This is a genomic window from Aliiroseovarius crassostreae (genome assembly GCF_025137635.1).
Classification (GTDB): domain Bacteria; phylum Pseudomonadota; class Alphaproteobacteria; order Rhodobacterales; family Rhodobacteraceae; genus Aliiroseovarius; species Aliiroseovarius crassostreae.
On sequence record NZ_CP080772.1, the window covers coordinates 911,995 to 938,218 of the forward strand.

27 protein-coding genes are annotated in these 26,224 nt (G+C 58.0%); 13 read left to right on the top strand and 14 right to left on the bottom strand.

Annotated elements, in window-relative coordinates; all coding sequences use genetic code 11:
• Entirely contained in the window at positions 1–123 is a 123-nt protein-coding gene (locus K3J57_RS04365; RefSeq protein ID WP_259786467.1) for a hypothetical protein, read from the bottom strand.
• A gap of 256 nt (positions 124–379) precedes the next feature.
• Between K3J57_RS04365 and ppk2 the strand changes: the two genes are divergently transcribed.
• The 3 genes from ppk2 to K3J57_RS04380 all read left to right on the top strand — a co-directional run bounded on the left by ppk2 (position 380) and on the right by K3J57_RS04380 (position 4,218).
• On the top strand, positions 380–1,384 hold the full coding sequence (gene ppk2, locus K3J57_RS04370) for a polyphosphate kinase 2 (RefSeq protein WP_259786468.1): 1,005 nt from the start codon (positions 380–382) through the stop codon (positions 1,382–1,384).
• Between the two features lie 296 nt (positions 1,385–1,680).
• A complete protein-coding gene (locus K3J57_RS04375) occupies positions 1,681–2,775 on the top strand; it encodes a lytic murein transglycosylase (protein WP_259797248.1) in 1,095 nt (364 codons plus the stop codon).
• Positions 2,776–2,892: 117 nt separating this feature from the next.
• Positions 2,893–4,218 carry an MATE family efflux transporter gene (locus K3J57_RS04380; RefSeq protein WP_259797249.1) on the top strand — a complete coding sequence of 442 codons (1,326 nt, stop codon included), beginning with the start codon at positions 2,893–2,895 and terminating at the stop codon, positions 4,216–4,218.
• A gap of 193 nt (positions 4,219–4,411) precedes the next feature.
• Here the strand turns inward: K3J57_RS04380 and K3J57_RS04385 are convergent, their stop codons facing one another.
• Positions 4,412–4,813: a hypothetical protein gene (locus K3J57_RS04385; protein ID WP_173487663.1), complete on the bottom strand. Its 402-nt coding sequence runs from the start codon at positions 4,811–4,813 to the stop codon at positions 4,412–4,414.
• Between the two features lie 9 nt (positions 4,814–4,822).
• Positions 4,823–6,025, bottom strand: coding sequence for a pyridoxal phosphate-dependent aminotransferase (locus tag K3J57_RS04390; RefSeq protein WP_259797250.1), 1,203 nt, complete (start codon positions 6,023–6,025; stop codon positions 4,823–4,825).
• Between the two features lie 193 nt (positions 6,026–6,218).
• Here K3J57_RS04390 and K3J57_RS04395 point away from each other — a divergent pair, with 193 nt between their 5' ends.
• From K3J57_RS04395 to K3J57_RS04405, 3 genes are all read left to right on the top strand, one after another.
• Positions 6,219–6,623 carry a helix-turn-helix domain-containing protein gene (locus K3J57_RS04395; RefSeq protein ID WP_259786475.1) on the top strand — a complete coding sequence of 135 codons (405 nt, stop codon included), beginning with the start codon at positions 6,219–6,221 and terminating at the stop codon, positions 6,621–6,623.
• A gap of 17 nt (positions 6,624–6,640) precedes the next feature.
• On the top strand, positions 6,641–6,940 hold the full coding sequence (locus K3J57_RS04400) for an FAD assembly factor SdhE (protein WP_259787010.1): 300 nt from the start codon (positions 6,641–6,643) through the stop codon (positions 6,938–6,940).
• Between the two features lie 133 nt (positions 6,941–7,073).
• On the top strand, positions 7,074–7,571 hold the full coding sequence (locus K3J57_RS04405) for a MarR family winged helix-turn-helix transcriptional regulator (protein ID WP_173487666.1): 498 nt from the start codon (positions 7,074–7,076) through the stop codon (positions 7,569–7,571).
• Between the two features lie 36 nt (positions 7,572–7,607).
• Here the strand turns inward: K3J57_RS04405 and K3J57_RS04410 are convergent, their stop codons facing one another.
• The 4 genes from K3J57_RS04410 to K3J57_RS04425 form a co-directional block, all read right to left on the bottom strand.
• A complete protein-coding gene (locus K3J57_RS04410; protein WP_259794204.1) occupies positions 7,608–8,486 on the bottom strand; it encodes a DUF1194 domain-containing protein in 879 nt (292 codons plus the stop codon).
• The gene (locus tag K3J57_RS04415; protein WP_259772618.1) at positions 8,487–8,915 is read right to left on the bottom strand and encodes a VOC family protein; all 429 of its coding nucleotides are present in this window, start codon (positions 8,913–8,915) and stop codon (positions 8,487–8,489) included.
• A gap of 206 nt (positions 8,916–9,121) precedes the next feature.
• Positions 9,122–10,417, bottom strand: coding sequence for a surface lipoprotein assembly modifier (locus K3J57_RS04420; RefSeq protein ID WP_259797252.1), 1,296 nt, complete (start codon positions 10,415–10,417; stop codon positions 9,122–9,124).
• A gap of 82 nt (positions 10,418–10,499) precedes the next feature.
• A complete protein-coding gene (locus tag K3J57_RS04425) occupies positions 10,500–11,579 on the bottom strand; it encodes a hypothetical protein (RefSeq protein ID WP_259772616.1) in 1,080 nt (359 codons plus the stop codon).
• 168 nt (positions 11,580–11,747) lie between these two features.
• On the opposite strand from K3J57_RS04425, the gene thyX reads away from it, so the two are divergent.
• Together thyX and K3J57_RS04435 are read left to right on the top strand one after the other, a co-directional pair.
• Positions 11,748–12,656: an FAD-dependent thymidylate synthase gene (gene thyX, locus K3J57_RS04430; protein ID WP_173487671.1), complete on the top strand. Its 909-nt coding sequence runs from the start codon at positions 11,748–11,750 to the stop codon at positions 12,654–12,656.
• Between the two features lie 3 nt (positions 12,657–12,659).
• On the top strand, positions 12,660–14,306 hold the full coding sequence (locus K3J57_RS04435) for an AIPR family protein (protein ID WP_259797256.1): 1,647 nt from the start codon (positions 12,660–12,662) through the stop codon (positions 14,304–14,306).
• A gap of 163 nt (positions 14,307–14,469) precedes the next feature.
• Here K3J57_RS04435 and K3J57_RS04440 read toward each other — a convergent pair whose 3' ends face one another.
• Complete coding sequence (locus tag K3J57_RS04440) at positions 14,470–14,676, bottom strand: cold-shock protein (protein WP_259772613.1); 207 nt, start codon at positions 14,674–14,676, stop codon at positions 14,470–14,472.
• A 254-nt stretch (positions 14,677–14,930) separates the two neighbouring features.
• Here K3J57_RS04440 and K3J57_RS04445 point away from each other — a divergent pair, with 254 nt between their 5' ends.
• Positions 14,931–15,266 carry an arsenate reductase family protein gene (locus K3J57_RS04445; RefSeq protein WP_259797261.1) on the top strand — a complete coding sequence of 112 codons (336 nt, stop codon included), beginning with the start codon at positions 14,931–14,933 and terminating at the stop codon, positions 15,264–15,266.
• A 33-nt stretch (positions 15,267–15,299) separates the two neighbouring features.
• Positions 15,300–15,665 carry a hypothetical protein gene (locus K3J57_RS04450; protein ID WP_173487374.1) on the top strand — a complete coding sequence of 122 codons (366 nt, stop codon included), beginning with the start codon at positions 15,300–15,302 and terminating at the stop codon, positions 15,663–15,665.
• A gap of 87 nt (positions 15,666–15,752) precedes the next feature.
• Here the strand turns inward: K3J57_RS04450 and K3J57_RS04455 are convergent, their stop codons facing one another.
• The 5 genes from K3J57_RS04455 to thrS all read right to left on the bottom strand — a co-directional run bounded on the left by K3J57_RS04455 (position 15,753) and on the right by thrS (position 20,974).
• On the bottom strand, positions 15,753–16,301 hold the full coding sequence (locus K3J57_RS04455) for a DoxX family membrane protein (RefSeq protein ID WP_259797265.1): 549 nt from the start codon (positions 16,299–16,301) through the stop codon (positions 15,753–15,755).
• A gap of 1 nt (position 16,302) precedes the next feature.
• Complete coding sequence (locus K3J57_RS04460; protein ID WP_259786485.1) at positions 16,303–17,079, bottom strand: HvfC/BufC N-terminal domain-containing protein; 777 nt, start codon at positions 17,077–17,079, stop codon at positions 16,303–16,305.
• Positions 17,076–17,966 (bottom strand): MNIO family bufferin maturase, encoded by an 891-nt coding sequence (gene bufB, locus K3J57_RS04465; protein WP_259797267.1) that lies wholly within the window; start codon positions 17,964–17,966, stop codon positions 17,076–17,078. Before bufB ends, K3J57_RS04460 begins: the two co-directional genes overlap by 4 nt.
• Positions 17,967–18,140: 174 nt before the next feature.
• A complete protein-coding gene (locus K3J57_RS04470; protein WP_173487370.1) occupies positions 18,141–18,440 on the bottom strand; it encodes a BufA1 family periplasmic bufferin-type metallophore in 300 nt (99 codons plus the stop codon).
• A gap of 587 nt (positions 18,441–19,027) precedes the next feature.
• Positions 19,028–20,974 carry a threonine--tRNA ligase gene (gene thrS / locus K3J57_RS04475; RefSeq protein ID WP_259797269.1) on the bottom strand — a complete coding sequence of 649 codons (1,947 nt, stop codon included), beginning with the start codon at positions 20,972–20,974 and terminating at the stop codon, positions 19,028–19,030.
• Positions 20,975–21,145: 171 nt separating this feature from the next.
• On the opposite strand from thrS, the gene K3J57_RS04480 reads away from it, so the two are divergent.
• Complete coding sequence (locus tag K3J57_RS04480) at positions 21,146–21,904, top strand: alpha/beta hydrolase (RefSeq protein ID WP_259797271.1); 759 nt, start codon at positions 21,146–21,148, stop codon at positions 21,902–21,904.
• Between the two features lie 93 nt (positions 21,905–21,997).
• Positions 21,998–22,708 (top strand): alpha/beta fold hydrolase, encoded by a 711-nt coding sequence (locus tag K3J57_RS04485; RefSeq protein WP_259797273.1) that lies wholly within the window; start codon positions 21,998–22,000, stop codon positions 22,706–22,708.
• 118 nt (positions 22,709–22,826) lie between these two features.
• On the opposite strand, the gene phaZ is transcribed toward K3J57_RS04485, so the two are convergent.
• Positions 22,827–24,188 (bottom strand): polyhydroxyalkanoate depolymerase, encoded by a 1,362-nt coding sequence (phaZ, locus tag K3J57_RS04490; RefSeq protein WP_259797275.1) that lies wholly within the window; start codon positions 24,186–24,188, stop codon positions 22,827–22,829.
• A gap of 161 nt (positions 24,189–24,349) precedes the next feature.
• On the opposite strand from phaZ, the gene K3J57_RS04495 reads away from it, so the two are divergent.
• On the top strand, positions 24,350–26,152 hold the full coding sequence (locus K3J57_RS04495) for a PHA/PHB synthase family protein (RefSeq protein ID WP_259797278.1): 1,803 nt from the start codon (positions 24,350–24,352) through the stop codon (positions 26,150–26,152).
• Positions 26,153–26,224 lie beyond the last annotated feature (72 nt).

The window sequence follows — 26,224 nt, forward strand, 5'->3', positions numbered from 1 at the left end:
TCAGTGGTTCCGGGGATCGTGTGATGGGGGGCGGTGCAGCAGAAAAAGCAGCTCGCGGATCAGGGCCAGCGTGAGCAGGCTGGCTGCGAACTGGTCAAAACTTGGCAGGTCAAATGGGATCATGCCGTCTCTCCTGCGATTATCCGGGCCTGCGATTGTCCGTGCCTTCTGTTGTCTGGGCCTTCTGTTGTCCGGCGCATGGTTCGGTTAGAGCAGCCAAAGGTTAACAGATGATGTTGAAAGGGGACAGAAAGCACAGCCTACACGTGTAAATTTATTCAAATTCAAAGCAATTGTTTGACCCGGATCAAGGCGCAGATCCAGGGGTTCTGTTACACTGCAGACATATTTCAAAAAGGGACAGTCAGGAGGGCTCTGCATGGCGCAAACTACCAGTGCAAATGGAACCGCAACCGCAAAAACTCAAGCAAAAACAACGGCTAAGCCAGCGGCCTCCGCCGCGAGTGCAAAACCGGCCGAACCCAAGGCAACGGCGGTGGAAACCCGTTCCAAATCCGGCTTTCCCAATGTGACCGCCGACCAGATCCGTCAGACTTTTGAAAACGGAAAATATCCCTATGACGTGAAAATGGGGCGCAAGGAATATGAGGCCCAGAAAAGCAAGCTTCAGGCCGAGCTTCTGAAGGTGCAGAAATGGGTTGGTGAGACCGGCCAGAAATTTGTTCTGCTGTTTGAAGGTCGTGATGCAGCGGGCAAGGGCGGCACGATCAAACGGTTCATGGAGCACCTGAACCCGCGTGAGGCCCGTGTGGTGGCGCTGAACAAACCGACTGATGAGGAACGCGGCCAGTGGTTCTATCAGCGCTATATCTCGCAACTGCCAACCGCCGGTGAAATGGTTTTCTACGACCGTTCCTGGTACAACCGCGCAGGTGTGGAGCGGGTGATGGGCTTTTGCACGCCGAACGAATATCTGGAATTCATGCGCCAGACCCCGGAATACGAACGGATGCTGACCCGCTCGGGCATTCGCCTTTACAAATACTGGTTCTCGGTCACCCGTGAGGAACAGAAGCGTCGCTTTGACAGCCGCAAGGATGATCCGCTCAAGCGCTGGAAACTGTCGCCGGTGGATGTGGCGTCGCTCTCGAAATGGGACGATTACACCGAGGCGAAAGAGGCGATGTTCTTCTACACCGACACCGCGGATGCGCCTTGGACCATCATCAAGTCGAACGACAAGAAACGCGCGCGCCTGGAATGTATGCGCCACTTCCTGTCGACCGTGGATTACCCGGATAAGGATTACGACCTCGTCAACCACCCCGATCCGCTGATTGTTGGCCATGCCAGCCAGGTCATCCACAACGCAGATCACATTCTGGGCGCCAGCCTGCATCCTGACCATCGGCGTGGGAGCTGATTGCGGCGGGACGTGACGCGCATGCAGGAGAGAGAACAGACGGGGCGGCGGGGCAACTCGCCGCCTCTTTTCATGCCCGTCACATGATCGCTTGTCTGATCGGGGCGCGCCGTTAGACTGGTCTCATGAAACGTTTCCACAAGACGTTGAAACGGGCGTGTTCAAAATCCCGTTCGAGCGCAGCGAGAGGCAGGGAATTTGAACCTGGTCGAATGTGGAAACGCTCTAACGAACAGGTAATTTGATAGGTGTGTATGATGGACAGGCGGCAGTTTACAACGGGTGTGGCAGGGGCAATGACAACCGCGCTTCTGACAGGGTGCCAAAGCAATGCCGAAAGCCGCACCCGCCCGCGCGCTTCCTCTCAGGCGAAACGCTTTCAGCCGCAACACCATGCGGGGTTTGAAGCATGGGTGGAGGGCGCTTTTGGCCGCGCCCGTGCCAAGGGGATTTCATCCCGCACCCTTGCCCGGGCCCGCCCCACAATCGGTTTCCTGCCCGACGTGGTGGAGATTGACCGCAACCAGACCGAGTTCACCCGATCGTTCGAGGATTACATGGCCATTGCCACCTCGGAAAACCGCGTCACCACTGGGCGCGCCAAGCTGCGCGAACATGCCGGGCTGTTGGGGCGGATCGAACGGCAATATGGCGTCGAGAAAGAGGTGGTTGTGGCTGTTTGGGGGCTGGAAAGCCGCTATGGCACCCGCAAAGGGGACGTGCCAACCCTGTCCGCCCTCGGCACGCTGGCCTTTGACGGACGGCGCGGTCGGCTGTTTGAGCGGCAGTTTCAGGCCGCCCTTCGTATTCTCGACAACGGGGATATTGCCCCGCGCCAAATGACCGGCAGCTGGGCCGGAGCGATGGGGCATACGCAGTTCATGCCGACAAGCTACCTGTCCTTTGCGGTTGATTTCGACGGGGATGGGCAGCGTGATATCTGGGGGGCGGACCCCACCGACGCTCTGGCCTCTGCGGCGGCCTATCTTTCGCGCAATGGCTGGCGCAAAGCTGCGGGTTGGGGGCGGGAAAGCGCCTCCGGTGCCGTGATGCCAGCGGGGGAGGCGGGGCCGCGCTTTGACAAGGGGCCGAATTACCGTGTGCTGGGCAGTTACAACAATGCACAGAAATACATCATCGGTGTGGGGGTGCTGTCAGATCTGCTTGCCGGGCGGCCGGGGCTGCGCCACCAGTTTGGGCCGGACATCCATGGTATGCGGTTGAAGGACCGGATTGCCCTGCAAAAAGGGCTGGCCCGGGCAGGCTTCGATGTGGGCGAGCCTGATGGCGTGATTGGTCCCAAGACACTTGCGGCGATCCGCGGCTTTGAACAGGCACGGGGCCTGCCGGTCACCGGGCAACCCTCCCTGGCGCTTCTGGCCAGGATGTGATCCGGCCTTAGGGTTGCGCTGGCGGGGCAAATCGGGGGAAATTCCCCCCTTGCGGGCGCAGGGATTTCATCATAGCGGTGGGGAATGACGACGTTACCGCAAACACTCCCGCAGCATATGCGTGCAGCGCTCCTTCTGGGCTTGCCGCTTATTGGCTCGCAACTGGCCGGATTTGCCATCCAGATCATCGATACGGTGATGCTCGGCTGGTACGGGGTCGAGGCGCTGGCCGCTGTTGTGCTGGCCGGCACACTGTTTTTCGTGCTGATGATCATGGGGTCGGGCTTTGCCTGGGCGGTGATGCCGATGGTGGCGTCGGCATCCGAGGCAGGGGATGACACCCGCGTGCGCCGGGTGACCCGAATGGGGTTCTGGTCGTCAGCCATCATTGCCACGCTGGTGATGCCCGCCCTGTGGTGGTCCGAACCGCTTCTGCTGGCCATCGGGCAGGAACCAGAGCTGTCGGCCATCGCGCAGGACTATCTGCGCATCATGGGCTGGTCCCTGTATCCGGCGCTGGGGCTGATGGTGCTGCGCTCTTATCTTTCGGCGCTGGAGCGCACCAAGGTTGTGCTCTATGCCACACTTCTGGCCACCGTGTTGAATGCCTTTCTGAATTACGCGCTGATTTTTGGCAATTTCGGCTTCCCCGAAATGGGGGTGCGCGGCGCGGCGCTGGCCTCGCTGATTGTGCAATGCGCCAATTTTGCCGTGTTGGTGACCTACGCGGTGCGGGCGCTGCCGGAACATAACCTGTTTCAGCGGATCTGGCGCCCGGATTGGGACGCCCTGCGTGAAGTGGTGCGCATGGGGGTGCAGATCGGCCTGACATCCCTGGCCGAGGCGGGGCTTTTCTCGGCCTCCACCGTGGTGATGGGCTGGATCGGGACGCTGGAACTTGCCGCGCATGGGATCGCATTGCAGATCGTGTCGGCCTTCTTCATGGTGCATATCGGCCTGTCCAACGCGGCCACCGTACGGGCAGGCCGTGCGCTTGGGCGCCGTGACGAGGAGGGGCTGCGCAGGGGCGCGTTGGCGATCACGTTGCTGTCTCTCCTGTTCGGGGGCGTTTCCGTGCTTGTGTTCATCGGCCTGCCATACCCGATGATCAGCGCCTTCTTGGATCCGGCCGAACCGCTGCGCGACGAAATCCTGCGCGTCGGCACTTCGCTGCTGGTCGTGGCGGCTCTTTTCCAGTTTGCCGATGCCGCACAGGTGATGGCGCTGGGCCTGCTGCGCGGGGTGCATGATACCAAGGTGCCAATGGTGATCGCCTCGATCAGCTACTGGCTGGTCGGGGTGCCAATGTCTTACCTGATGGGGATCCAGTGGGGCTGGGGCGGAGAGGGCGTCTGGGCCGGCCTCGTCATCGGGCTTCTCTGCGCAGGTGCGTTCATGTCCTGGCGGTTCTGGAGCCGCTCTTCGCGCCTGTCTCAGTCATAACCGGCCCACCGCCGTTTCACTGGTATCACACGGGGAAGGGGAAAGCCGCTCCGGCCATCCGTCTCCCATCTCTTTTTCTTGCCAAAAATACCTCGGGGTGAGCCGCGCAGCGGCGAGGGGCAGCGCCCCTTTTCCCGTCTCAGGTCAAAGTCGAAACACCTTAGGCCCGCCCACCGCAAAAGCTCGGGGCGCCTCAGCCTTTCATCATCCGATCTGCTTTCTTGCGCACCAGCACACTGCGCAGATCATGCATCGCCAGAAGGAGCGTGTCGGTGATCGCCTCAAGCTCCTCCTCCTCCGCCTTGGTCTGCGCCCAATGGGCCGTGGTGTTCAGGTGATCCACCGTGCGCAGGATGTCGTCGATGCTGCGCCGCTGCAAAAGCGCGCGCCGCTCCGTCATCCAGGTGGCAATCGCCGCCTGATCTTCGGATGACAGCACCCGGTCCCCATGCGGTTTCACCTCGCCATTGCGGATATTCACAATGGCGATCTGTTCCATGTCGATGCGACGATGGCGGTTTTCGGTATCCACGCGAAAGACAAAGGCGCCGTTGTCGCGCACACGGAAGTAATAGTCGGGCAGTTCAGTGCTCATTGTTCCCCCTCAGCTCAGTTCCGCACAAAAGGCCTGGATGCGGGTGCAGGCTTCCTTCAGTGCCGCGTCGGAGGTGGCATAGCTGACGCGGAAATTGGGGCTCAGGCCAAAGGCCGCGCCAAACACCACCGCCACGCCTTTTTCTTCGAGCAGGGCTTTTGCGAACTGTTCGTCGTTTTCGATCTTCACCCCACCCGCCGAGGTTTTGCCCAGACATCCGGCAATCGAAGGGTAGACGTAGAACGCCCCGTCCGGCACCGGACATTCCAGTCCGTCGGCGGCGTTCAGCATCTCGACCACAAGATCCCGGCGGCGCACGAACATCTTGTTGTTTTCCGGGATGTAATCCTGCGGACCATTCAGCGCCTCAACCGCTGCCCACTGGCTGACCGAACAGGGGTTCGAGGTTGATTGCGACTGGATCTTGCGCATCGCACCAATCAGCTCCACTGGACCCGCCGCATAGCCGATCCGCCAGCCGGTCATCGCATAGGCTTTGGACACGCCATTGCAGGTGAGCGTGCGGTCGTAAAGACCGGGTTCGACCTCGGCCGGGGTGCAGAAGGTGAAATCCCCATAGGCGAGGTGTTCATACATGTCATCGGTCATCACCCAGACATGCGGATGGCGCATCAGCACATCGGTCAGCGCCTTCAGCTCGTCGCGCGAATAGCCCGCACCGGTCGGGTTCGAGGGGGAATTGAAAATCAGCCACTTGGTCTTGGGGGTGATCGCCGCCTCAAGCTGCTCTGGTGTCATGCGAAACCCGGTTTCCAGCGGGCATTCCACCACCACGGGTTCCCCACCTGCCAGCAGCACCATATCCGGGTAACTTACCCAATAGGGCGCCGGGATGATCACCTCGTCACCGGGATTGAGCGTCGCCATCAGCGCATTATAGAGGATCTGCTTGCCGCCGGTCCCGACCGAGATCTGGGCAGGGCTGTAATCCAGCCCATTGTCGCGCTGGAACTTGGCACAGATCGCGGCCTTCAGCTCCGGGATGCCGTCAACGGCGGTGTATTTCGTCTTGCCCGCATCAATCGCGGCCTTTGCGGCCTCCTTGATGTTTTCAGGTGTGTCGAAATCCGGTTCCCCGGCACCCAGCCCGATCACATCCTTGCCCTGCGCCTTCAACTCAGCCGCCAGGTTCGAAACGGCGATGGTGGGGGAGGGTTTTACACGGTTCAATGTCGCAGACAGGAAAGACATGGGGGGCCTCTATTGGTAAGTCAGTTGCGAAACATCTAATGGGTTTCGACACGGTTGTGAAAGCTATAATGGCAAGAAACCGGCCCACGCAGCGTTAAAAGTCTGGGCGGCGCGGGCAGGACCCTTCAACTTCTACCCGATTGCCCCTATGGTGCGCCCAATTGGATGAGGCAGATGAAGAAAGGGTTATTTTATGGATGATGCAGATCAGAACAGTGGATGGTATTCGGAGGACGAAGCCACCTTTGGGGATCGCCTTGCCGGGGCCCGCGAAGCCGAAGCCATGAGCCAGGCCGAACTGGCCCGACGCCTTGGGGTCAAGGTTGCCACGCTGCGCAATTGGGAAAATGACCTGTCCGAACCGCGCGCCAACAAGCTGAACATGGCCTCAGGGGTTCTCAATGTGTCCCTGCGCTGGCTTTTGACCGGCGAAGGGGAGGGGGTGAACCTGCCCGAGGGCGAACCTGACCACACCCCGGAAATCCGTGGAATTTTGCGTGAAATTCGCGACTTGCGCACCCAGATGAACAGTTCTGCCGAGCGGTTGGCGCGGCTGGAAAAGACATTGCGAAAACGTTTCGAAGGGGGGCAGGTATGACCCGGAAAAACGACGAGATGCTCGACGCGCTTCTGAGCGAGCTGCCGGGGGGACCGGAAGGGGAAACCCCCGAAAACCGTATCAAACGCCTGTCGATGCGGTCGATGCGGCGCGGCATCAAGGAGATGGACATCATCCTGAAATCCTATGCGGATGCTCATCTTGAAAAAATGGATACCGCCGCCCTGGATGAATACGAAGCGCTCCTGTCGCGAAATGATCAGGACCTTTATCAGTGGGTGTCGGGCCAGATCACGCCGCCCGCTGAAATAGCGCCATTGATCGAAAAGATCGCTGAATTCACCGGCGCCCGCTAAGGCCGGATCGGGATCAAAACAGGAGATTTGCTGAAAATTTTCAGCAACTCTCCGCCAGATTTATTCTCAGATTTAACTGAATGTAATGGATTTGCTCTGAAAACTGACCACAAGAATTAGGTCGGAGTAACGAATGAGCATGCATTCCCAAATCCCTCAGAGCGTCAACCAGACGTTCGTGAGCCAGTATCTTGACAGCCTTGCCCTGGTCGAACGTCTGCATCGGCTATTGCTGGATGTCATCAAAGATGAATTTGAACGTGTTGGTGTGCTGGAAGTCAACGCCGTGCAGGCGCTGCTCCTGTTCAATATCGGTGACAACGAAGTCACGGCGGGCGAGCTGAAATCGCGTGGCTACTATCAGGGGTCAAACGTGTCCTACAACCTGAAAAAACTGGTTGAAATGGGCTATATGCACCACCAGAGATGTGAAATTGACCGCCGTTCCGTGCGCGTGCGCCTGACGGAAAGTGGCCGTGCCATTCGGGACATCGTTGGCGGGCTGTTTGAGCGACACGCTGATGGGTTGCAGTCGCGCGGTGTGCTGGGGGCTGAAGGTGTGGAAGAGATCAATTCCGCGCTGAAACGGGTTGAACGTTACTGGACAGACCAGATCCGCTATATCTACTGATCCCCGGACTGATAAGCGGGCTGATCCCCTGGCTGATCAATGGGCCTGCGTGTGCCTCTGATTTGGCGTTTCGGGCCAGAGCAGTGTGTTTGAGACAGTTGAAACGTCCTGAGATGGCGCTTCAGCCCGTCGTTCAGCAGGGATCACAGATGGCACACCAGGCACTTTTTTTGGCGGTGCTTCTGACAGGGGCAACCCTGACAGCTCGCGCAGCAACTTGCGGGCCATGGCATTTGCGTAATCTTCATAGCCCGCGGCCTGTTCCACAAAACTGAACGGGCCACGGATGACCCATTCTTCGAAATAGCGGGTCAGTTGGTCCAGACCCTGCTGGTCCCCCCTGCCATCCGGCGCGATCACCAGCCCGTTGACCAGCACCGGATTGCGGGCAAGATCCTCGGCCACTTCCACCGGGCGCGGACCCGAATTGGACATGCCATCTGCGGACAGATCCAGCGTGTGTTGCCAGCAGCCGGGCATGTTTCGCAACAGCTCTGCACCATAAATCAGGGCTTTGCCCATGGCTGTGGACGGATCCCCCGGCCGACGCCGTTGCTGGTTAAGCTTTGTGGCGACATCCTGTGCATCCTGCGCCGATTGGATCCGGGTCCAGGGAATGAGGATATTCTGGTTGTCGGGGCCACTCCATTCGAAAATGGCAATTGAAACAGGGGCCTGTGGCTGCGAGGTCAGGATCGATAACACGTCCGGTTGCAGCAGCGCCGCTGCAATGCCATCCAGCTGCAGCCGGTATTCCCGATCATCAACCGAGCCGGAGACATCAAGCCCCAGCGCAAGGGCCTGCCGACAGGGGGCTGCGGAAAGCGGCGCGGTCAGCAGGGGCAGGGCAAGAAAGAGGACGCATTGCGCCACACGCCAGTGACCTCTTCCCAGAATGCCCCACGCCCGCAGCATTTACCAATGCCCCGTGTTGCCCATGCTGGTCCAGGGTTCTGCCGGGTCCAGTGGGGCCCCCATCTGCAGCAACTCGACCGAGATATTGTCGGGCGAGCGCACAAAGGCCATCCGGCCGTCATGCGGAGGGCGGTTAATCGTGACCCCATTGTCCATCAGGTGCTGGCACATCGCGTAGATATCCTCAACCTCATAGGCGAGGTGGCCGAAATGGCGGCTGTCCGAGGGCAACCCCTCATCGCCATCCCAATTATAGGTCAGCTCCACCGGGCAGTCCGGTTGCCCCGGTGGGGCCATGAAGATAAGGGAAAACCGCCCCTGCTCAAAATCCCGACGGCTGGTCACTTTCAGCCCGAGAAGTTCAAAAAACGCGATACTCTTGTCCAGATCCTTGACCCGAACCATCGTGTGTAAATAACGGATATCCATCCGGTTTCTCCTTCTGGGCAAAGGGGCTGCCCCCCCGCCTGTAGTGTTTTGGTCTTGATCTGAGACAGGGGGCGAAACGGGGCAGGACGTGACAGTGCCGTGGCGTTTCGGGGAAAACCTGTGTCTCAGCTGTTTCACCAGTCACATTAAAGCGTTTCGGGATAAACTTGAAACGCTTTAGCAGACCCGGGGCTAAGCAAAAGAAGTCAGAACTGGGAACGGATCGACAGACCGAGCGCGGTTTCCGATTTTGTGAACCGGGCAGCGTTTGAGCTGGTGCTTGTATGGTTGAGGCTGACAACCGGGGAAAACCCCCAATAGCTGACCGAGTTCAGGGTCATTTCGGCAAATGCCGAGAACGTCTTGTCCCGGCGCCCATCCAATGTGTGCGGGGATTGGGCATATTCCCGGTAACTGCCGGTCACGCCCCCTGAAATCGAGTTGCCGGCAAGTGCTTTGCCAAAATCCATCTCAATCCCGATCCGGTATTCGTCATAGGCGCGGGTGATGTCGCGTGATGTCGCCATTTGGTAGTCCGCCTTCAGTGTGAGGCGGTTCTTCTGCCACGGCATGCGATAGCGCAACCCGATCCCGGTGGTGTGAATGTCATCGACATATGCGCTGTCCGGCGATTGCAGGTCATATTTCAGTTGCAGGGAAAGACGTTTCCCGGCCTTGGGGGGCAGGTGAAACTGCAACCCGGCACCAAACAGAACCGACAGCGGTGTGCCGCCATACCAGTTGCGCCCCAGTCGCATGTCAAAGTCCAGCATCCCGCGATTTTGCCCCAACAGGCGCTGATGCCGATAGGTCAGTGCAACGGAACTGTAACGGTAATCTGCCCCGGAGACCGAAGCCGGGGCGGCATCGCTCGGGTCGTTCAGCCAGACTTCCTTGTGAAAAACCTGGGTGCCAACGAAACTGCGCGCGGTTTTGCTTTCGGCAAACCGGTAGGTGAGGGTCGCGCCAAGATGCCCTTCCAGGCCGGACAGCGGGCGAGAGGCCCCCCGGTAGGTTACCGGAAGCAACGTGCCACCAAAGACCCAATACCCCCCCTCTTCCGAGGATCCGTCATTGACGTTGGAGCTTGGCGTCAGGCCAAAATCAAGCTGCAGGCGCCACGGGTTGCGCGCCCGCACATAGTTGAAATCCTGTCTCAACTGCCGCTTCTGCGCGGGGGTTGCAGCGTGGTTTGAGGCGCGCCGCAGCCAAAACTGCCCTGCCATCTTGTTGCCGCCCGACGCTGAGGCCTGCGCGGCCACCATGGCGGCGGAGTATTTCTGCCCTTCGGTCTCGGCAAGTTTCCAGGCCTGTTTGGCCGTGTTGCGCGCGTCTTTGTTGTGTCCGAGGTCCCGCTCGGCACGGGATTTCAGCACCAGCATCAGGACGGAGTCGGGATAGGCATCCAGATAGGCGGTGGCAAATCGTAACGCCACGCCCGGCTGCCGCGCCGCCAGCGCGTTTCGTGTGGCCACAAGCATCTGGTCGGCGCTCAGGGTCACTTGTTCAGCCAGGGATGATGTGGCGAAAAGCGGCAGTGATAACACCGCCGCCAATATGGGTTTTCGAAGGAAAGTCATCGACTTATCGGTAAAGGATGAAGCCGCCTGTTTCGCGGATAACCACGCCATCGGTCCCCGGATCGGCGCTTTCGATCACCACGATCCCCGTCACTTCCATATCCGCACCTTCGCCGGCCAGCACCGCGTAGTAATTTCCGCTTTCCAGCTGAACGCCGGAGTTGCTGCTGGTGATGCCATTGGTCAATTCACCATCAGCGTTCAGCGTATCCGGGCCAATGGTCAGGTGCAGCGAGGGCAGGGCCCCAAGCGGGATGTCCTGCCAGCCGGTGACCAGGGCATTGTCGTCATTGATCTCGGCGATGTACTGATCGGTCAGGCGGTTGCCGTCCATGTCGTAAACCTGACGATTGGTAATGGTGCCCTTCACCGCGTCGCCCGCGTTGAAATCGTCAAAGTCGATATCCAGGGTCATGTCGCCGGTGGTATATTCCAGCCCGCTGACCCCTCTGAAATCCCGCAGCCCCGCGTAACCGCCCCGGAAACCGGCCTGGCCACTGGTCGGCAGGACAACCGCCCCGTTGCGTTCATACATGAAGCCGCCAAAGCCGTAATCGGTATAGGCACCGGTGCGCACCAGGGCAAATTGAGTCACGGGGGAGCCATCGGGATTGCTGTTGGTGCTGACCCCGAGGATCGCCTTGTGGGGCAATTGGGTGATCGGCGTGCCGGTCACGGAATCGGCAAATGTCGAGGCGTTTTCGTAAACCCGATAGGGCGAGACAGCCGCGGCCAGCTGTGCGTCGGGCAGGGTAACGCGCGAATAGGTGTTGGTCCCGTCAAAGCCCAGGTTGTCGACGGTGAAAGTATCGTCCACCTCATTATAGGTGATCGACTGCGCATAGCCGTTGCCGGATCCGTCCTCTTCTTCGTAACGGTTGATGGATCCGCCTGCAGAGGGATCATCGGTCCCGGGGGGCAGCGGGCTTTCTGTTGCCGGGGTGTCGGGCGCCGGATTGGTCAGGGGGTTGTTGCCACCATTGTCGCAGGCTCCCAGCGTAAAAGCTGCCATGGCTGCGGTCAGGGCTGCGCCTGTTTTCAAAGTCACTGTCATGAAACTGCCTCGGGTTTTCTTTTGCGTCATTCAGGCGGGTGGGGCGGATATTGTCAAGTTTTCAATGGCGCGCGGGTGAAAAACTCGGCCTGTGTGGTGAATGCGCCGCTTTGGGGGGATGCCACGTCATCATGTGTGTTCCGCTTGGCGCATCGCCTAGATATAGTGGCCCCAATCACATTCAGAGAGAGATTCGTCATGCCCCTGAGCCCTGAGCAGAAAGCCGAGATCGAAGAACAGCGCAGCCAGAAAAACACCACGATGCGTGTGGTGAGCGAAGGCATGGAAAAGCACCTTTATACCGCGCATGAGGTGCTGGATCACGGTTTTGTCCGTGTCATCGACTATATGGGCGACGATGCGGCGATCTGTCAGGCGGCGCGGGTGAGCTATGGCAAGGGCACGAAATCGGTGCAGAATGATGCGGGTCTGATCCGCTACCTGATGCGCCACTGGCACTCGACCCCGTTTGAAATGTGCGAGATCAAGCTGCATGTGAAACTGCCGGTGTTTGTGGCGCGGCAATGGATCCGTCACCGTACCGCGAATGTGAATGAATATTCCGCGCGCTATTCGATCCTGGACCGCGAATTTTACATCCCGGCGCCCGAACATGTGGCGGCGCAATCGGTGGTGAACAACCAGGGCCGTGGCGCTGCGTTGCAGGGGGAAGAGGCCGCACGGGTTCTGGAAATCCTCAAGGCCGACAGCAACCGGGCCTATGATCACTACGAAGAGATGATCTCGCAGGACGGTCAGGATGGGCTGGCGCGCGAGCTTGCCCGGATGAACCTGCCCGCCAATGTCTATACCCAATGGTATTGGAAAGTGGACCTGCACAACCTCTTCCACTTCCTTCGCCTGCGCGCCGATCACCACGCCCAATACGAAATCCGCGTCTATGCCGAAGCGATGTGCAAGATCGTCGCCGACTGGGTCCCCGCCGCCTACGGCGCGTTCGAAGATTACCGTCTGGGAGGCTCCAACCTCTCCGGCCGCGCCATGGACTGCATCCGCCGGATGCTGAAAGGCGAAGAGGTCACGCAGGAGAATTCCGGCATGAGCGCGGGGGAATGGCGTGAGTTTGAGGCGGAGTTGCGGGGGTGAATAATGTCATTCAGTGAATGTGACTTTGATCGACTGAATGAAAGATTGGCTGGCCTCGTAGCTGACGGAAGTATTTGTGACGAGAAGCACGGGGTCATCCACTTAATTCTTTCGAATAAATTCTATTGTGAACAGTATGAAATTAATGAAGCCATAACTGATGGTCCGAATGATTGTGGAATTGATGCTGTTTACATAGATCGCCGAGGCGATGATCCAGTTGTGCATCTTTTTCAATCAAAGGTGCATTCGAGTAGGCGAAAAGCCAGAAACCCGTTTCCTGCGTCAAGCCTAGAAAAAATTCACAGATTTCTGCAAATTGTGAAAGAGAGGAAGTCGGACCTTTCTAAGGTTGTTAATGAAAAACTGGAACAAAAAGTTCTCGAGATTCGTTCTGAAATTGATCGCAACTTTCCAATTTTCAAGCTTTGGCTTGTGAGTAATGGTAGCCCCTGCCTTTCGCACGAGATTTTCCCATTGAAGAATGCTTTGGAAAGCCGCGAGTCCATCGAAATCGAAGAGTTTCACCTTCTTGAAGTGGTTGAGTTTTGCTTGAATGCTCATAGCACAAGAACAAATCATACATTCTACGCTAAAGAGGTTGGGGTCATAGAGGCTGGCACTTCAGAACTGAGAAGTGTCGTTGGGTATCTCTCTGCGAAGCAACTTTATGATTTGATAAAAGATGTTAGAGATGAGCGTAAGGTCGATTATTCCGTGTTTAATCTAAACGTTCGAGGATTTCTTGGATTAGATAATTCGGTAAACAAAGACATCTTCCGATCTGCTTCTGCTTCATCCAACATTCATTTTTCATCTTTGAATAATGGGATAACTGTTGTCGGCTCTACTTTACGGGTAAACAGAACGGCTTCTGACAGACCCAGAATTGGTGTGAAAAAAATGAGCATTGTTAATGGTGCTCAAACTTGCCATGCGATTTTTGAAGCCATGAAGGACTACTATCCTGACTTCTCGACGTTCGAGCATTTGTCAGTTTTGTTTCGTGTCTTCGAGACTGATGATCCTGATCTTATTTCGAGTATTGCAATTTCGACCAATAATCAAAACAGGATTGGTCCACGTGACCTTAGAGCCAATGATGTGCATCAGATCAGACTGGAAGAAAAGCTGGCTGCTCTTGGCGTTCGTTACAGACGAAAGCGGTCGTTCACCGCCGAACCTTCTTCTGATATGCCGACCATTGATGCGTTGAAGGCTGGTCAAATTCTATTAGCGTATGTGCACCATGACCCGGCTCGGGCGAAAAGAGATTCAGATAGTATTTTCACTGACTTCTACCAAAAGATTTTCGCTGAGGTTGATCCATCTATATTGGTCAAGGGATTGGATTGGTTCAACCTCATTGAGGAAAGGCGCCAGTATATTGAGGATGAAGTTCGCATTAGGGGTTCGTTGCGGGCAGAAAACACATTTGTGACTTATGGAGTTTTCCATATCTTGATGATGTGTTCGGTAATTAATCCAAATGCGGAGGGCGATGATCGTCACACGGTCATTGATGAGGCAATAACTGCAATTTCTAAAAAGCTGGAGGAAGAGGGTTATCCTGCCTACTATACCTATTTTAGAGATACTAGTAGGGCCAGAGAACTTTTGGAATCGGCAGCGCAGCCAAGGCTTATTTAGTTACCGTCCTGCAATAAAGAAAACCCCCGCCGATCTTGCGATCCGCGGGGGTTCTATTTTTATTCAGGTGCCGGGCCGCGTCTTGCGTCGCGCCCGTTTTTCATTTCAATCGTTCCACTGGAACGATTGATCGGGGCCGGGGCCCCGACCCTGAAAAACCCTCTTAGACCAGCTCGAGGTTGGCGGCAGAGGTTTTGCCATTACGGCCGGTTTCCAGCTCGTAGTTGACTTTTTGGTTGTCCTGCAGTTCACGCAGGCCGGCGCGTTCAACGGCCGAGATGTGCACAAAGATGTCTGCGCCGCCATCGTCGGGTTGAATGAAGCCGTAGCCTTTAGTGCTGTTGAACCATTTTACGGTGCCTGAAGCCATTTCCGTATTCTCCTAATTTATGCCACCCACAACATGCGGTGACCCTGGTAGCGCAGTCTTGAACTTGGCCGACTGCGTAGTGAGAAGGCGGAAGATAGTCTGTCGTACAACACTGACATGGCGTAGCGCAGATGGAAAATCAAGGCTTTCCTGCAAATGAACCTGTCAGTGCCGTCTTGTTCTTGCAATCATCGGCGCCCATAACGGGGGAAATGTGACGGGCCAACATGACAAAGACATGACAGGAGAGGGCAATGCGGTTTTGGGGTTTGAAAAGCTGTGACACCTGCAAGAAGGCGCAAAAGGCGCTGGTGGCAGCGGGCTATGATCTGGCGGTGACCGATGTGCGGGCAGATGGGGTGGCGGCGGCGGATCTCGCCCGGTTTTATGCGGCGTTTGGTGAGGCGCTGGTGAACAAGCGCTCCACCACATGGCGGGGCTTGTCGGAGGAGGAGCGGGCAGGTGATCCGCTGGCGCTTTTGGCGGCACACCCGACCCTGATGAAACGTCCCGTTGTGGAAGATGGCGATCGCCTGACGCTGGGCTGGGACAAGAAAACCAGCGCCGAGTGGTTGGAGAACGGCGCCTGACGCCCTATCTCCTACCCAAAGAGGAGTGAGTATATGCGTAACGCGGCATTGGTATTGGGCATTATCGCCGGGATCTGGGGCATGTTTGTCGGGTTCTTCGGCTATGGCTATACGGAGCTGATCGAGCGGTTTGGCGAGTTGCCCGATCTGGCCGAGCAGGTTGAGCACCCCGAACGCATCCGTGCTTTTGCGCTGATTGCGCCGCTCCTGGCGCTGGCAGGGGGGGCGATGGCGCGCTCGGTCGCGCAGGTTGGTGGCATCTTGTTGCTGGCCTCGGCCGCGGGAATGTATTTCGCCTTTGGCTATGGCGTTTTCACCATGTTCCCCATTGCGCTGGCAGGTCTTGGTGGTCTTTTGGCGATTGCAGCGGTGAAGCCGGACGCAATTGACCGCAGATGAAATCACCCCGCCGGATCGGCGGGGTGCATACTGGTTACACATGAGGTTGGGTGAGGCCGTTTGTGGCCGGTTGTGGCGCAGGCGCCTTCAGTGCAGCTTCAGCAGCCGATCCAGTGACAGGGGACCTGCGCCTTTGATCACCAGCGTGACCAGCACCACCATCCAAAAGAGGCGTTGATCCAGGATCAGGCTGTCCGGGATACGGTCAAACCACGCGCCCAGCGTTTCAGGGTGGGCAATGCCGCCATGGCCAAACAGATCGGTGAGCGTCTGCACGATCACAAACCCGATCATGCCGATTGCCGCCAGACGGGTGAACAATCCGATGATCAACAGCAGCGGCAAGATGAACTCGGCCAGGGTGCCCGCCGTGACCACCAGCGTGTGAAAGGTGCTGAGTTTCGAGACGTCATAGCCTGCCGCCTCCATCGCTTTGGGGAAAATCTGGGCGTAGGCCCCAAGTGATGGGTTGAAGATGCCAAAAATACCGCTGCCCAGTTTGGTCAGACCCGAGGCCCAGAAATACCCCACCAGCGTGGCGGCAAAGGTGAACCGGGCCAGAAGCGGCAGCAGCGCCGGCCCCAGACGCTGGACGTGCCCGGCCAGCGTATTGTGCAGGTTAATCAGTGCGATCATGTCATCCCCTAGAAATCTGTGTGATGGCGTGCCCGGCAAAAAGCGCGCCCAGCGTTGTGGTCAGGTCAAAATCGGCCACATCGGATGTGGCCAGGCCAAGGGCCGTGCCAAAGCTGCTCCCCTTCAAAAGCGCGTTGACGAATGTGGCGCCGCCTTTTGGCAGGCGCTGTGCAATGGGATCGAACCCTTTGCGTGAAATCAGGATGTCTTCGGGGGCCATCACCGGGGAGGGGCCGCCGTTCATATTATATTCCCAGATTGCGAGGGCCGGGTGTTCGACAGACAAAACCTCCACCGAAGGCGCCAGGGTCAGATGCGCATCCATCAGGTCGGACTGGGACAGCGCGGTCAGATCCGCCGGATCAATCGCCTCTTCGTCCCCGGCGTGATAGGCGCGCCGCAGGGCCAGTTCGAGCTTGGCCACATCGGGCAGGTATTTCAGATGCACCGTGCCGGGGAAGCCCACAAGGAACTGTGGCATGGCGGCGCCGTAATGCATGATCAGCTGTGAAGCTGGCGGATGGATGCGCAGGTACACCAGCGCCATCTGACGAAAGAACTCCTCTCCCAGCAGGGCAACCAATACGGGAAACCCGTCTGTCAGCGCCGTTGCCAGCGAATGGGTCACGTTGTTGCGATAGATGTTGAACCGCTTCTCGGCCTGAGAGCCATCGGGGTTCACCAGCCCGTCAGGGACGGATGTGGTCGGATCCAGCATGGCGTGGCGGAAATCGGTCTGATTGACCTCAGTTGTGCGGGGTTTCAGATCAACGCTCATGCGGGCACCTGTTGGGCAGACGGCTGCGGGACTGAGGCCATATGGGCGGTGGCGCGGGCGGCTTCGGCTTCCAGCACCGGGTAATCCGGCACGTCATTGTCCCATTCCACCAGCGCAGGGCGGGGGCCGCTCCGTGAAATGACGTAATCAAACAGCGCCCAGACCGGCTCATCCACCGGTTTGCCATGGCTGTCGATCAGGAGCTTTTTGCCCAGCTCATCCGCGTCTTCATCGTGACCGGCAAGGTGAAACTCCTCAACCAGCTCCAGCGGATAGGCGTCGATATAGGTATGTGGATCAAATTCCAGATTGGTGGCGGAGACAAAGACATTGTTCACGTCCAGAAGCAGGCCACAGCCGGTGCGTCGGGCCAGTTCGCGGATGAAATCGGGTTCGGACCAGGTGCTTTCGGCGAAGGCCAGATAGGATGAGGGGTTTTCCAAAAGCATCTTGCGGCCAAGATAGTCTTGCACCTCGTTGATATGGCGGGTCACGCGGGCAAGCGTGTCATTGGTATAGGGCAGGGGCAGAAGATCGTTCAGAAACTGGCTGTCATGGGTCGACCAGGCGAGATGTTCGGAAAACATTGCGGGGTTGATCCAGTCGACCAGCTTTTTCAGCCGGGCCAGATGTTCGGGGTCCAGCCGCGCCTCGCCGCCGATAGACAGGCCCACACCATGCACGGAAATCGGGAAACGATCCGCCAGATGCTTCAGCTGGGCCAGTGGGCGCCCGCCATCGCCCATATAGTTTTCCGCGTGGATCTCAAGCCAGGTAACCGCGCCGGGATTTTCCATTAAATCTTTGAAATACTGCGGTTTATATCCGATACCGCCTGATTTGGGCAGGGCGGAATGGGGGGCAGCGTTTTGCGGTTGGTCCAGCATTGATATCTCCCGAAACATTGCCCGGCGCAGAGCGGAAGGGGGAAGACGTGCCCCCTGAGGGCAATTGGAATGAGGCTTTTAAGAGGATCGGCCACAGCGGACCGGGCCGATCTTTTATCTGTCTGGGGTGGGTCGGGCAGAACTTGGGGGCTTGCCCGACCCACTTACCTGCGCTTACGACGGCAGGTTCATTTTGGTCGCTTCCAGCGAGCCTTTGTGCATCTTGCCAGCACTGTCGGTGATTTCCATGGTCTCGCAGGTGCCGGCCGGAACCAGTTTCCAGGCGTTGCCCTGATAATCGACGGTCGACGAACCGGCGCAGGTGGTGCCGGGGCCAGCAGCGCAGTCGTTCTGACCGGCCAGAGCGACACCGAAGCACTTCTCTTGATCGCCATCTGCCAGAGCGGCGGTTGCGTTGGCGGCAACGGCTGCGGAAACGGCACCCAGAACTGCGATGGTTTTTGCTTTCGACATGTGAACTTCCTTTCAGGTTTAAAACTCGTACCGTCCCGTGATGAGCGTGATCTGGGCTGTCTGATGTCCCTGTTGGCGTTGCTCGGGGCCGGTGAGAGCAATCTAGGCAGCGCGGTCGCGCCGCTCCACTCACGACGGCGTTAGTCACGGGAGCGTTATGGGTTGCGCGAAACGCGCTCACGCCCCTGTGAGGGCCATCGCTGGGCGAGACGTTGGAAACCCCAGTAAAATAACGATTAACCCGTGAACTGACGGCAGGCAGTTGACGGCGAAATGTTACGTTCCGTTGCAAAGATATGTGACAGGCCCTGATATGTTTCAGACGCAAGGCTGCCATGCACAGGGGGGATCACGCGTTTCGTGAACCCTGTAACGAAATATTGGCGTGCCTTCGGACACATGGTTCGTGGGTTAAAGCGTTTCGGGATAAACTTGAGGCACGTGTTTATTCCGAAACGCCCATGGCATTGATATCTCTTGCGGCGTTTCGACTTTTCCCTGTCTCAGGTTAAAGTCGAAACGCTTTAGGCACAGAAAAAGGCCAGGGCGTGGAACCCTGGCCTTTTATATGGCTGTTATGTCGCTGTTCAGGTCAGGTCGGGAGGGGTGGCCTCACCGGCAAGATCTGCCACAACCTCGTCAAGTGACAGAACTTTCGAGTGTTTCTCGCCCAGGCGCCGCATCGACACGGTGCGCTCTTCGACCTCTTTCATGCCACAGGCCAGGATCACCGGCACCTTGCCCAGCGAATGTTCCCGGACCTTGTAGTTGATCTTTTCGTTGCGCACATCGGCCTCGGCCCGGACACCTTGGGCTTTCAGCTGGGCAACCACCTCATGCACGTACTCATCTGCATCCGAGACGATCGCCGCCACAACCACCTGACGCGGGGCCAGCCAGAATGGCAGTTTGCCGGCGTGTTCCTCGATCAGGATGCCGATGAAGCGTTCAAACGATCCCAGCGTGGCGCGGTGCAGCATGACCGGGCGGTGCTTGGCGCCGTCTTCGCCGATATAATTGGCGTCGAGCCGTTCCGGCAGCACAAAGTCCACCTGCAACGTGCCACATTGCCAGTCACGGCCGATGGCGTCGGTCAGAACAAATTCCAGTTTCGGGCCATAGAAGGCGCCTTCGCCGGGATTGAGGTCAAAGTCGCACCCGGCGGCTTTGGTGGCAGCCATCAGGGCGGCTTCGGATTTGTCCCAGACCTCATCACTGCCGGCACGCTTTTCCGGGCGGTCGGAGAATTTGACCGAGAAGCTCTCAAACCCCAGATCCTTATAGATATCGGACAGGAATTCGATGAACAGCTTGGTTTCATCCTCGATCTGCGCCTCGGTGCAGAAGATATGCGCGTCATCCTGGGTAAAGCCGCGCACCCGCATGATGCCGTGCAGCGCGCCCGACGGTTCATAGCGGTTACACGATCCGAACTCGGCCATGCGCAGGGGCAGGTCGCGATAGGATTTCAGACCCTGGTTATAGACCTGCACGTGGCAGGGGCAGTTCATCGGTTTGAGTGCATTGACCGCCTTTTCGCGTGCGTGCTCTTCGTCCACCTCAACGATGAACATGTTTTCCTGATACTTGTCCCAGTGGCCCGAGGCCTCCCACAGCTTGCGATCCACAACCTGCGGGGTGTTCACCTCAACATAACCGCCGCGTTTTTGCTGGCGGCGCATGTAATCCTGCAGCTCGGTATAGATTGTCCAGCCGTTCGGGTGCCAGAAGATCTGACCCGGGGCCTCTTCCTGCATGTGAAACAGGTTCATTTCGCGGCCCAGCTTGCGGTGGTCGCGCTTGGCGGCCTCTTCCAGCATATGCAGGTGTTTCTTGAGGCCATCCTTGTTCTGGAAGGCCACGCCATAGATCCGTTGCAGCATCGGACGGTTGCTGTCGCCACGCCAATAGGCGCCGGCCACGCTCATCAGTTTGAACGCATCGCCGGGCAGCTGGCCGGTGTGCTGCAGGTGGGGACCACGGCACAGGTCCTGCCAATGGCCGTGCCAATACATGCGCAGCGGCTCGTCCCCCGGAATGGCTTCGATCAGCTCAACCTTATAAGGTTCATTGTTGGCCTGATAGAATTTCACCGCGCGGTCACGTTCCCAGATCTCGGTGGTGACCGGATCGCGCTTGTTGATGATTTCTTTCATCTTGGCTTCGATCTCACCCAGATCTTCCGGCGTGAAGGGGTCTTCACGGTCGAAATCGTAATACCAGCCGTTTTCGATCACCGGCCCGATGGTGACTTTCACATCCGGCCAGATCTCCTGCACGGCGCGCGCCATGACATGGGCAAAATCGTGGCGGATCAGTTCCAGCGCCTGCACGTCATCTTTCATGGTGTGAATGGCGATTTCGGCGTCGTCATTGATCGGCCATTGCAGGTCCCAATGGGCCCCGTTCACGGTGGCGGAAATGGCCTTTTTGGCGAGTGAGTTGGAAATGCCGGCGGCCACTTCGGCAGGGGTCACACCTGCGTTGAACTCACGCGCATTGCCATCGGGAAATGTAAGGGAAATCTGGCTCATCGGCCTAGCTCCTCGTCGTTTTGGCGCCCACGGAACGCCCGGTTGCGGGTTATGTGTAAGGGGCGTTTTCCCCCGATGACCCGCGCGTGTCAATGTGAAAAGGGGATTGCTCATATATTCCGGCAGATTATGGTTCGCCCCAGCACAGATCACAGGATGAGGAGCGCAAAGATGGTGGACTTTCTCGACACGCCGCAGGGCCGTCGCATTGCCTATAACAAGACCGGCGGTGCCCAAGACCAGACGGGGCCGACCATCGTGTTTCTGTCGGGGCTGAAATCCGACATGGAAGGCACCAAGGCGGTCGCGTTGGAGGCCTGGGCACAGGAGAAGGGATTTGCCTTCCTGCGGTTTGACTATTCCGGCCATGGGCAAAGCTCGGGCGCCTTTGTGGAAGGCAGCATCGGCGATTGGCATGAGGACACGCTGGCGGTGGTGGATAATCTGACCCAAGGGCCGATCATTGCGGTGGGGTCGTCCATGGGGGGGTGGCAATCGCTGCTTTTGGCGCGCGCGCGCCCCGGCCGGGTGGCCGGTCTGGTGACCATCGCGGCCGCGCCCGATTTCACCGAAGATGGCTATTGGGCCAGTTTCACCGACGCGCAGAAAGTGGAACTGGAGCGCGAAGGGATGCTGTCGATCCCGTCCGATTATGACGAGGATTACCTGATCACCAAGCGGCTGATCGAAGATGGGCGAGAGAACTTCGTGCTGCGCTCACCCTTGAAGCTCGACATGCCGGTGCGTTTCCTGCAGGGCACCGAAGATGAGGCCGTGCCCACGTCGCAGGCGGTCAAATTGCTGGACCATGCCGAGGGGGATGATATCCGCCTGACGCTTGTCAAAGGGGCCGATCACCGGTTCTCCAGCCCGGAATGTCTTGATCTGATCCAGAAAATGACGCTGGTGGTGATCCGGCGCGCAGGCTGAGGGGCAAGGCGTATTTGTGCCGGGGGCGCGTAGGGTGCTTGCCCCCGCCGTCGCGACACGGCACAAGACGGGTGGACAAGGTGAGGTGAGGGAATGCGGGAGCCATTGGTTCTAGTGCCGGGTATGGTGTGTGACGCGCGGGTTTTTGCGCCTCAAATCAATGTGTTGTCCCGGAAATACTCGGTGCAGCTGGCCAACTTGGCCATGGGGGATACCATTCGGGAAATGGCCGCTCATGTGCTGGACCAGGCGCCACCGCGCTTTGCGCTGGCGGGACATTCGATGGGCGGGATCGTGGCGATGGAGGTGACCCGGCGCGCACCTGAGCGGGTCTCGCGTCTGGCGCTTTTGTCCACCTCTCCCTTGCCCGACACGCCTGCGCAGGCCGCCTGGCGAGAGCCGCTGATCGTGCGGGCACAGGCGGGGCGTCTGGCAGAGGCTGTGTCGGAAGTGGTCACGCCGGACACCCTGGCGCCGGGCGACGGGCAGGACGCAATCCTGTCTTTGATTCGCGACATGGCCCTTGATTTCGGACCTGAGATGTTCATCCGCCATCAACGGGCGCTGCAACGGCGCCCCGATGCCCAGAGAATGCTGCAGAAACTCAAGATCCCGACCATGGTGCTATGTGGTGCGCATGATCGGCTGACCTCGCCGCGCCGGCATGAAAACATGGCGGAACTGGTGGTGGGGGCGGAACTGGTCGTGTTGCCGAATGCGGGGCATATGCCGATGCTGGAATGCCCGGAGGAAGTGACAATCGGGCTGGATGCCTGGATGCAGATGCCGCTGGCCTTGCGATAAATTGTGAAAATGCAGACCTGCCAAAACGTGATCCGGGCAGGGGCAGGAACAGAAAAAGGCACCCGGTTGGGTGCCTTTTGTGTCTGAGGTCAGGGGATGTGCCCGGTGATCGCGCGAATCACACTGGAATTCGCGTGGGCAGGCCGCCTTCGTCCGATGAACTGGGCTCGGCCTTTGCTTTGGCCGCAGGGGGAGCTGTTTTGCCCTTGGCTTTTTCCGCCCGTTTCTTTTCGGCTTGTTTGGCATGGGTGCCGGCATTTTGGTCAATGAAATCAAGGACCATGGGGCGAATATTGTTGCGCCAGCTCTTGCCGGCAAAGATGCCGTAATGACCCGCGCCCGGCTCCAGATGGCTGGCTTTCTTATCTTCGGGCAGCCCGGTCAGAAGATCCAGCGCGGCCACGCATTGCCCCGGCGCTGTGATGTCGTCCTTGGACCCTTCCACGGTTTTCACCGCCACATCGGTGACCTTGCCGATATCGACCTTGTGCCCGTTCACGACAAACGCATTGCGGGCAATCTCGCTGTCCTTGAACAGGCGTTCAACGGTGGAGAGGTAGAACTCAGCGGTCATGTCCATCACGGCGAGATACTCGTCATAGAACGTGTTGTGCTTGTCGTGATCCGACGCCTCGCCTTTGGTCGCGCGCATGATCTGATCCGCGAAAGCCTTGGAGTGCATTTCGGCGTTCATTGACATGAACCCGGCGAGTTGCAGCAGGCCCGGATAGACCATGCGACCTGCGCCAGCATATTTGAAACCAACGCGCTGGATGGCCATTTCCTCCAGCTGTCCCATGGTCACACGGCGCCCGAAATCGGTCACGTCCGTGGCGGCGGCATCAGGGTCGATCGGTCCCCCGATCAGGGTAAGGGTCTGGGGCTGTGCTTCGGGGTCCAGCTCGGCCAGATAGGCCGTGGCTGCCAGGGTCAGGGGGGCCGGTTGGCACACGGCGATCACATTGATGTCCGGGCCAAGATGGCGCATGAAATCAACAAGATAGAGGGTGTAGTCTTCGATATCGAACTTGCCTTCCGAGACCGGGATGTCGCGGGCATTGTGCCAGTCGGTCACATAGACATCCGCCTCGGGCAGAAGGCTGTTCACGGTTGAGCGCAGCAGCGTCGCGTAATGGCCCGACATGGGGGCGACCAGCAGGATGCGGCGCTCGCGCGGGGCGCGGCCAACAGCATTGAATTTGATCAGGTCGCCAAAGGGGCGTTCGACCAGTTTTTCAACCTCGACCAGACGCTCGCGACCATCTTTGGTGACCACGGTGTTGATGCCCCAGTCGGGCTTTACGGTCATGCGGTGGAAGGTGCGTTCTGTGACGTCGCCCCAGGCTGCCATCATCTGGAAGAAGGGGTTGGGAACAAGGGCCGTTGCCGGGTAGGAGCCAAGAGCGGCAGCCGTCGCGCCCAGCCACTGGTTGGTGTTTCGCAACGTCTCCATCAGATCATATGTCGCCATGTACCGCATTCAGAACCCCTTTCATTTACCCTTTGCATTTTCCAGCTTTGTTACCGCATAGTCATGAACACATGCAATATTTGCAATGCTGCGGTGCGGTTTTTGCAATGCTGCAGTGCAGATATATTTTATGCTGCAAGTGCGAAATAAGATAGGGGGAATATTTCACCATGACAACAGATCAAAAAAATCCAGGCCAGGATGTAAGTGAACTGAACGAAAACCTTGCCCGGATTGAGACGTTGTCAGCCCGATTGTCTGCGGTGCTTGCCGGGCGCAAAGCGGTGCGGCAGAGCCTGCAGGGGCCGGGGCAGGATTTTCTGCTCAAGACCTCTACCGCCTATTGGAATGAACTTATGACCAACCCGGCAAAGATCATTGAGCAGCAGGTGAATTTCTGGGGCAAAAGCCTGCAGCATGCGATGGAAGCCCAGCAGGCGCTGACCGAGGGCATGAAAACCGGCGAGTTCAAAGCGCCGGAGGCTCCGACCACCAAGGATCGCCGTTTTTCCAATCCCCTGTGGGACACGCATCCCTATTACAGCTACCTCAAGCAGCAATATTTGCTGGCGGCGGAAGCGATGCATGAAAATCTCGACCGGGTTGAGGGGCTGAGCGAACGCGAACGCACCAAGCTGGCCTTCTTCAACCAGCAACTGATCGACCTGATGAGCCCGACCAACTATCTCGCGACCAACCCCGACGCGATGGAGCGGGCGATCGAGACCGAAGGCCGGTCGCTTGTGGATGGGTTGGAAAACCTGGTCAATGATCTGGAAGCCAATGACGGAGAGCTGTTGGTCAAGCTGGTGGATGAGAGTGCGTTTGAGGTGGGGGGCAATATCGCCACCACCGAAGGGTCTGTGGTATTTCGCAACCGGATGATTGAACTTATCCAGTATGCGCCCACCACGGAACAGGTGCATGCCCGCCCGCTGATCATCTTTCCACCCTGGATCAACAAGTTCTATATCCTTGATTTGAAAGAACAAAATAGTCTGATCAAGTGGATTGTCGATCAGGGATACACGCTGTTTGTGGTCAGCTGGGCCAACCCTGACGAAAGCTATCGTGATGTAGGAATGGGGACCTATATCGAGGAAGGCTATCTGGCCGCGATCGAAGAGGTGAAGAAGATCACCAAGCAGAAAAAGGTCAATGTGGTGGGCTATTGCATCGCGGGCACCACCCTGTCCCTGACCCTGTCGCTGATGAAGAAACGCGGTGACAATTCTATCAACTCCGCCACGTTCTTTACCACGCTCACCGATTTCTCTGATCAGGGGGAAGTGGGCGTGTTCCTCGACGATGATTTTGTCGATGGCATTGAGGAAGAGGTCAATTCCAAGGGGTATCTCGACAGTTTCTTCATGTCGCGCACCTTCTCGTATCTGCGCCCGAATGATCTGGTCTATGGCCCGGCGATCAACAGCTACATGCTGGGTAAAACGCCGCCCGCCTTTGATTTGCTGTACTGGAATGGGGACAGCACCAACCTGCCGGCCAGAATGACTGTGGAGTATCTGCGCGGTCTGTGTCAGGGGAACGAGTTTGCGCTGGGGGACTTTGAACTGCTGGGCGAACATCTGTCTATCGAGGATGTCGATGTCCCGCTGTGTGCCATTGCCTGCGAAACTGACCATATCGCGGCCTGGAAAAGCTCTTACATCGGGATGCGGCGCACCACGTCAAAAGATCGCACCTTCATCGTATCGGAATCCGGCCATATCGCAGGCATCGTCAATCCGCCCTCCAAAAAGAAATATGGCCATTATACCAACACGGAATGGCCCCAGCGTGCGGATGACTGGATGGAAGGGGCGACTTTCCATGAAGGGTCCTGGTGGGGGCGTTGGGACAAATGGCTCTCGGCCAAATCCGGGAAAAAGCAGGCCGCGCGTGTGCCGGGTGATTCGACCAACGACGTGCTGGCACCGGCACCCGGAACCTACGTTGTGGCGAAAAAGAGCTGAACTATCTGGGGTTGCATTTTTTGCAACCCCCTGAATCTCCGCATTTTTTGTCTGTCATACAAGTTTTACATG

Bases quoted from the DNA above. Each gene is read 5' to 3' on its own strand.
- K3J57_RS04375 (WP_259797248.1), top strand. From the start codon at position 1,681: ATGACAACCGCGCTTCTGACAGGGTGCCAAAGCAATGCCGAAAGCCGC.
- K3J57_RS04480 (WP_259797271.1), top strand. From the start codon at position 21,146: ATGGTGGACTTTCTCGACACGCCGCAGGGCCGTCGCATTGCCTATAAC.
- bufB (WP_259797267.1), bottom strand. From the start codon at position 17,966: ATGCTGGACCAACCGCAAAACGCTGCCCCCCATTCCGCCCTGCCCAAA.
- thrS (WP_259797269.1), bottom strand. From the start codon at position 20,974: ATGAGCCAGATTTCCCTTACATTTCCCGATGGCAATGCGCGTGAGTTC.
- K3J57_RS04460 (WP_259786485.1), bottom strand. From the start codon at position 17,079: ATGAGCGTTGATCTGAAACCCCGCACAACTGAGGTCAATCAGACCGAT.
- K3J57_RS04380 (WP_259797249.1), top strand. From the start codon at position 2,893: ATGCGTGCAGCGCTCCTTCTGGGCTTGCCGCTTATTGGCTCGCAACTG.
- K3J57_RS04395 (WP_259786475.1), top strand. From the start codon at position 6,219: ATGGATGATGCAGATCAGAACAGTGGATGGTATTCGGAGGACGAAGCC.
- ppk2 (WP_259786468.1), top strand. From the start codon at position 380: ATGGCGCAAACTACCAGTGCAAATGGAACCGCAACCGCAAAAACTCAA.
- K3J57_RS04450 (WP_173487374.1), top strand. From the start codon at position 15,300: ATGCGTAACGCGGCATTGGTATTGGGCATTATCGCCGGGATCTGGGGC.
- K3J57_RS04385 (WP_173487663.1), bottom strand. From the start codon at position 4,813: ATGAGCACTGAACTGCCCGACTATTACTTCCGTGTGCGCGACAACGGC.
- K3J57_RS04470 (WP_173487370.1), bottom strand. From the start codon at position 18,440: ATGTCGAAAGCAAAAACCATCGCAGTTCTGGGTGCCGTTTCCGCAGCC.
- K3J57_RS04415 (WP_259772618.1), bottom strand. From the start codon at position 8,915: ATGGATATCCGTTATTTACACACGATGGTTCGGGTCAAGGATCTGGAC.
- K3J57_RS04410 (WP_259794204.1), bottom strand. From the start codon at position 8,486: ATGCTGCGGGCGTGGGGCATTCTGGGAAGAGGTCACTGGCGTGTGGCG.
- K3J57_RS04435 (WP_259797256.1), top strand. From the start codon at position 12,660: ATGTCATTCAGTGAATGTGACTTTGATCGACTGAATGAAAGATTGGCT.
- K3J57_RS04495 (WP_259797278.1), top strand. From the start codon at position 24,350: ATGACAACAGATCAAAAAAATCCAGGCCAGGATGTAAGTGAACTGAAC.
- K3J57_RS04405 (WP_173487666.1), top strand. From the start codon at position 7,074: ATGAGCATGCATTCCCAAATCCCTCAGAGCGTCAACCAGACGTTCGTG.
- K3J57_RS04445 (WP_259797261.1), top strand. From the start codon at position 14,931: ATGCGGTTTTGGGGTTTGAAAAGCTGTGACACCTGCAAGAAGGCGCAA.
- K3J57_RS04425 (WP_259772616.1), bottom strand. From the start codon at position 11,579: ATGACGCAAAAGAAAACCCGAGGCAGTTTCATGACAGTGACTTTGAAA.
- thyX (WP_173487671.1), top strand. From the start codon at position 11,748: ATGCCCCTGAGCCCTGAGCAGAAAGCCGAGATCGAAGAACAGCGCAGC.
- K3J57_RS04400 (WP_259787010.1), top strand. From the start codon at position 6,641: ATGCTCGACGCGCTTCTGAGCGAGCTGCCGGGGGGACCGGAAGGGGAA.
- K3J57_RS04440 (WP_259772613.1), bottom strand. From the start codon at position 14,676: ATGGCTTCAGGCACCGTAAAATGGTTCAACAGCACTAAAGGCTACGGC.
- K3J57_RS04485 (WP_259797273.1), top strand. From the start codon at position 21,998: ATGCGGGAGCCATTGGTTCTAGTGCCGGGTATGGTGTGTGACGCGCGG.
- K3J57_RS04365 (WP_259786467.1), bottom strand. From the start codon at position 123: ATGATCCCATTTGACCTGCCAAGTTTTGACCAGTTCGCAGCCAGCCTG.
- phaZ (WP_259797275.1), bottom strand. From the start codon at position 24,188: ATGCGGTACATGGCGACATATGATCTGATGGAGACGTTGCGAAACACC.
- K3J57_RS04390 (WP_259797250.1), bottom strand. From the start codon at position 6,025: ATGTCTTTCCTGTCTGCGACATTGAACCGTGTAAAACCCTCCCCCACC.
- K3J57_RS04455 (WP_259797265.1), bottom strand. From the start codon at position 16,301: ATGATCGCACTGATTAACCTGCACAATACGCTGGCCGGGCACGTCCAG.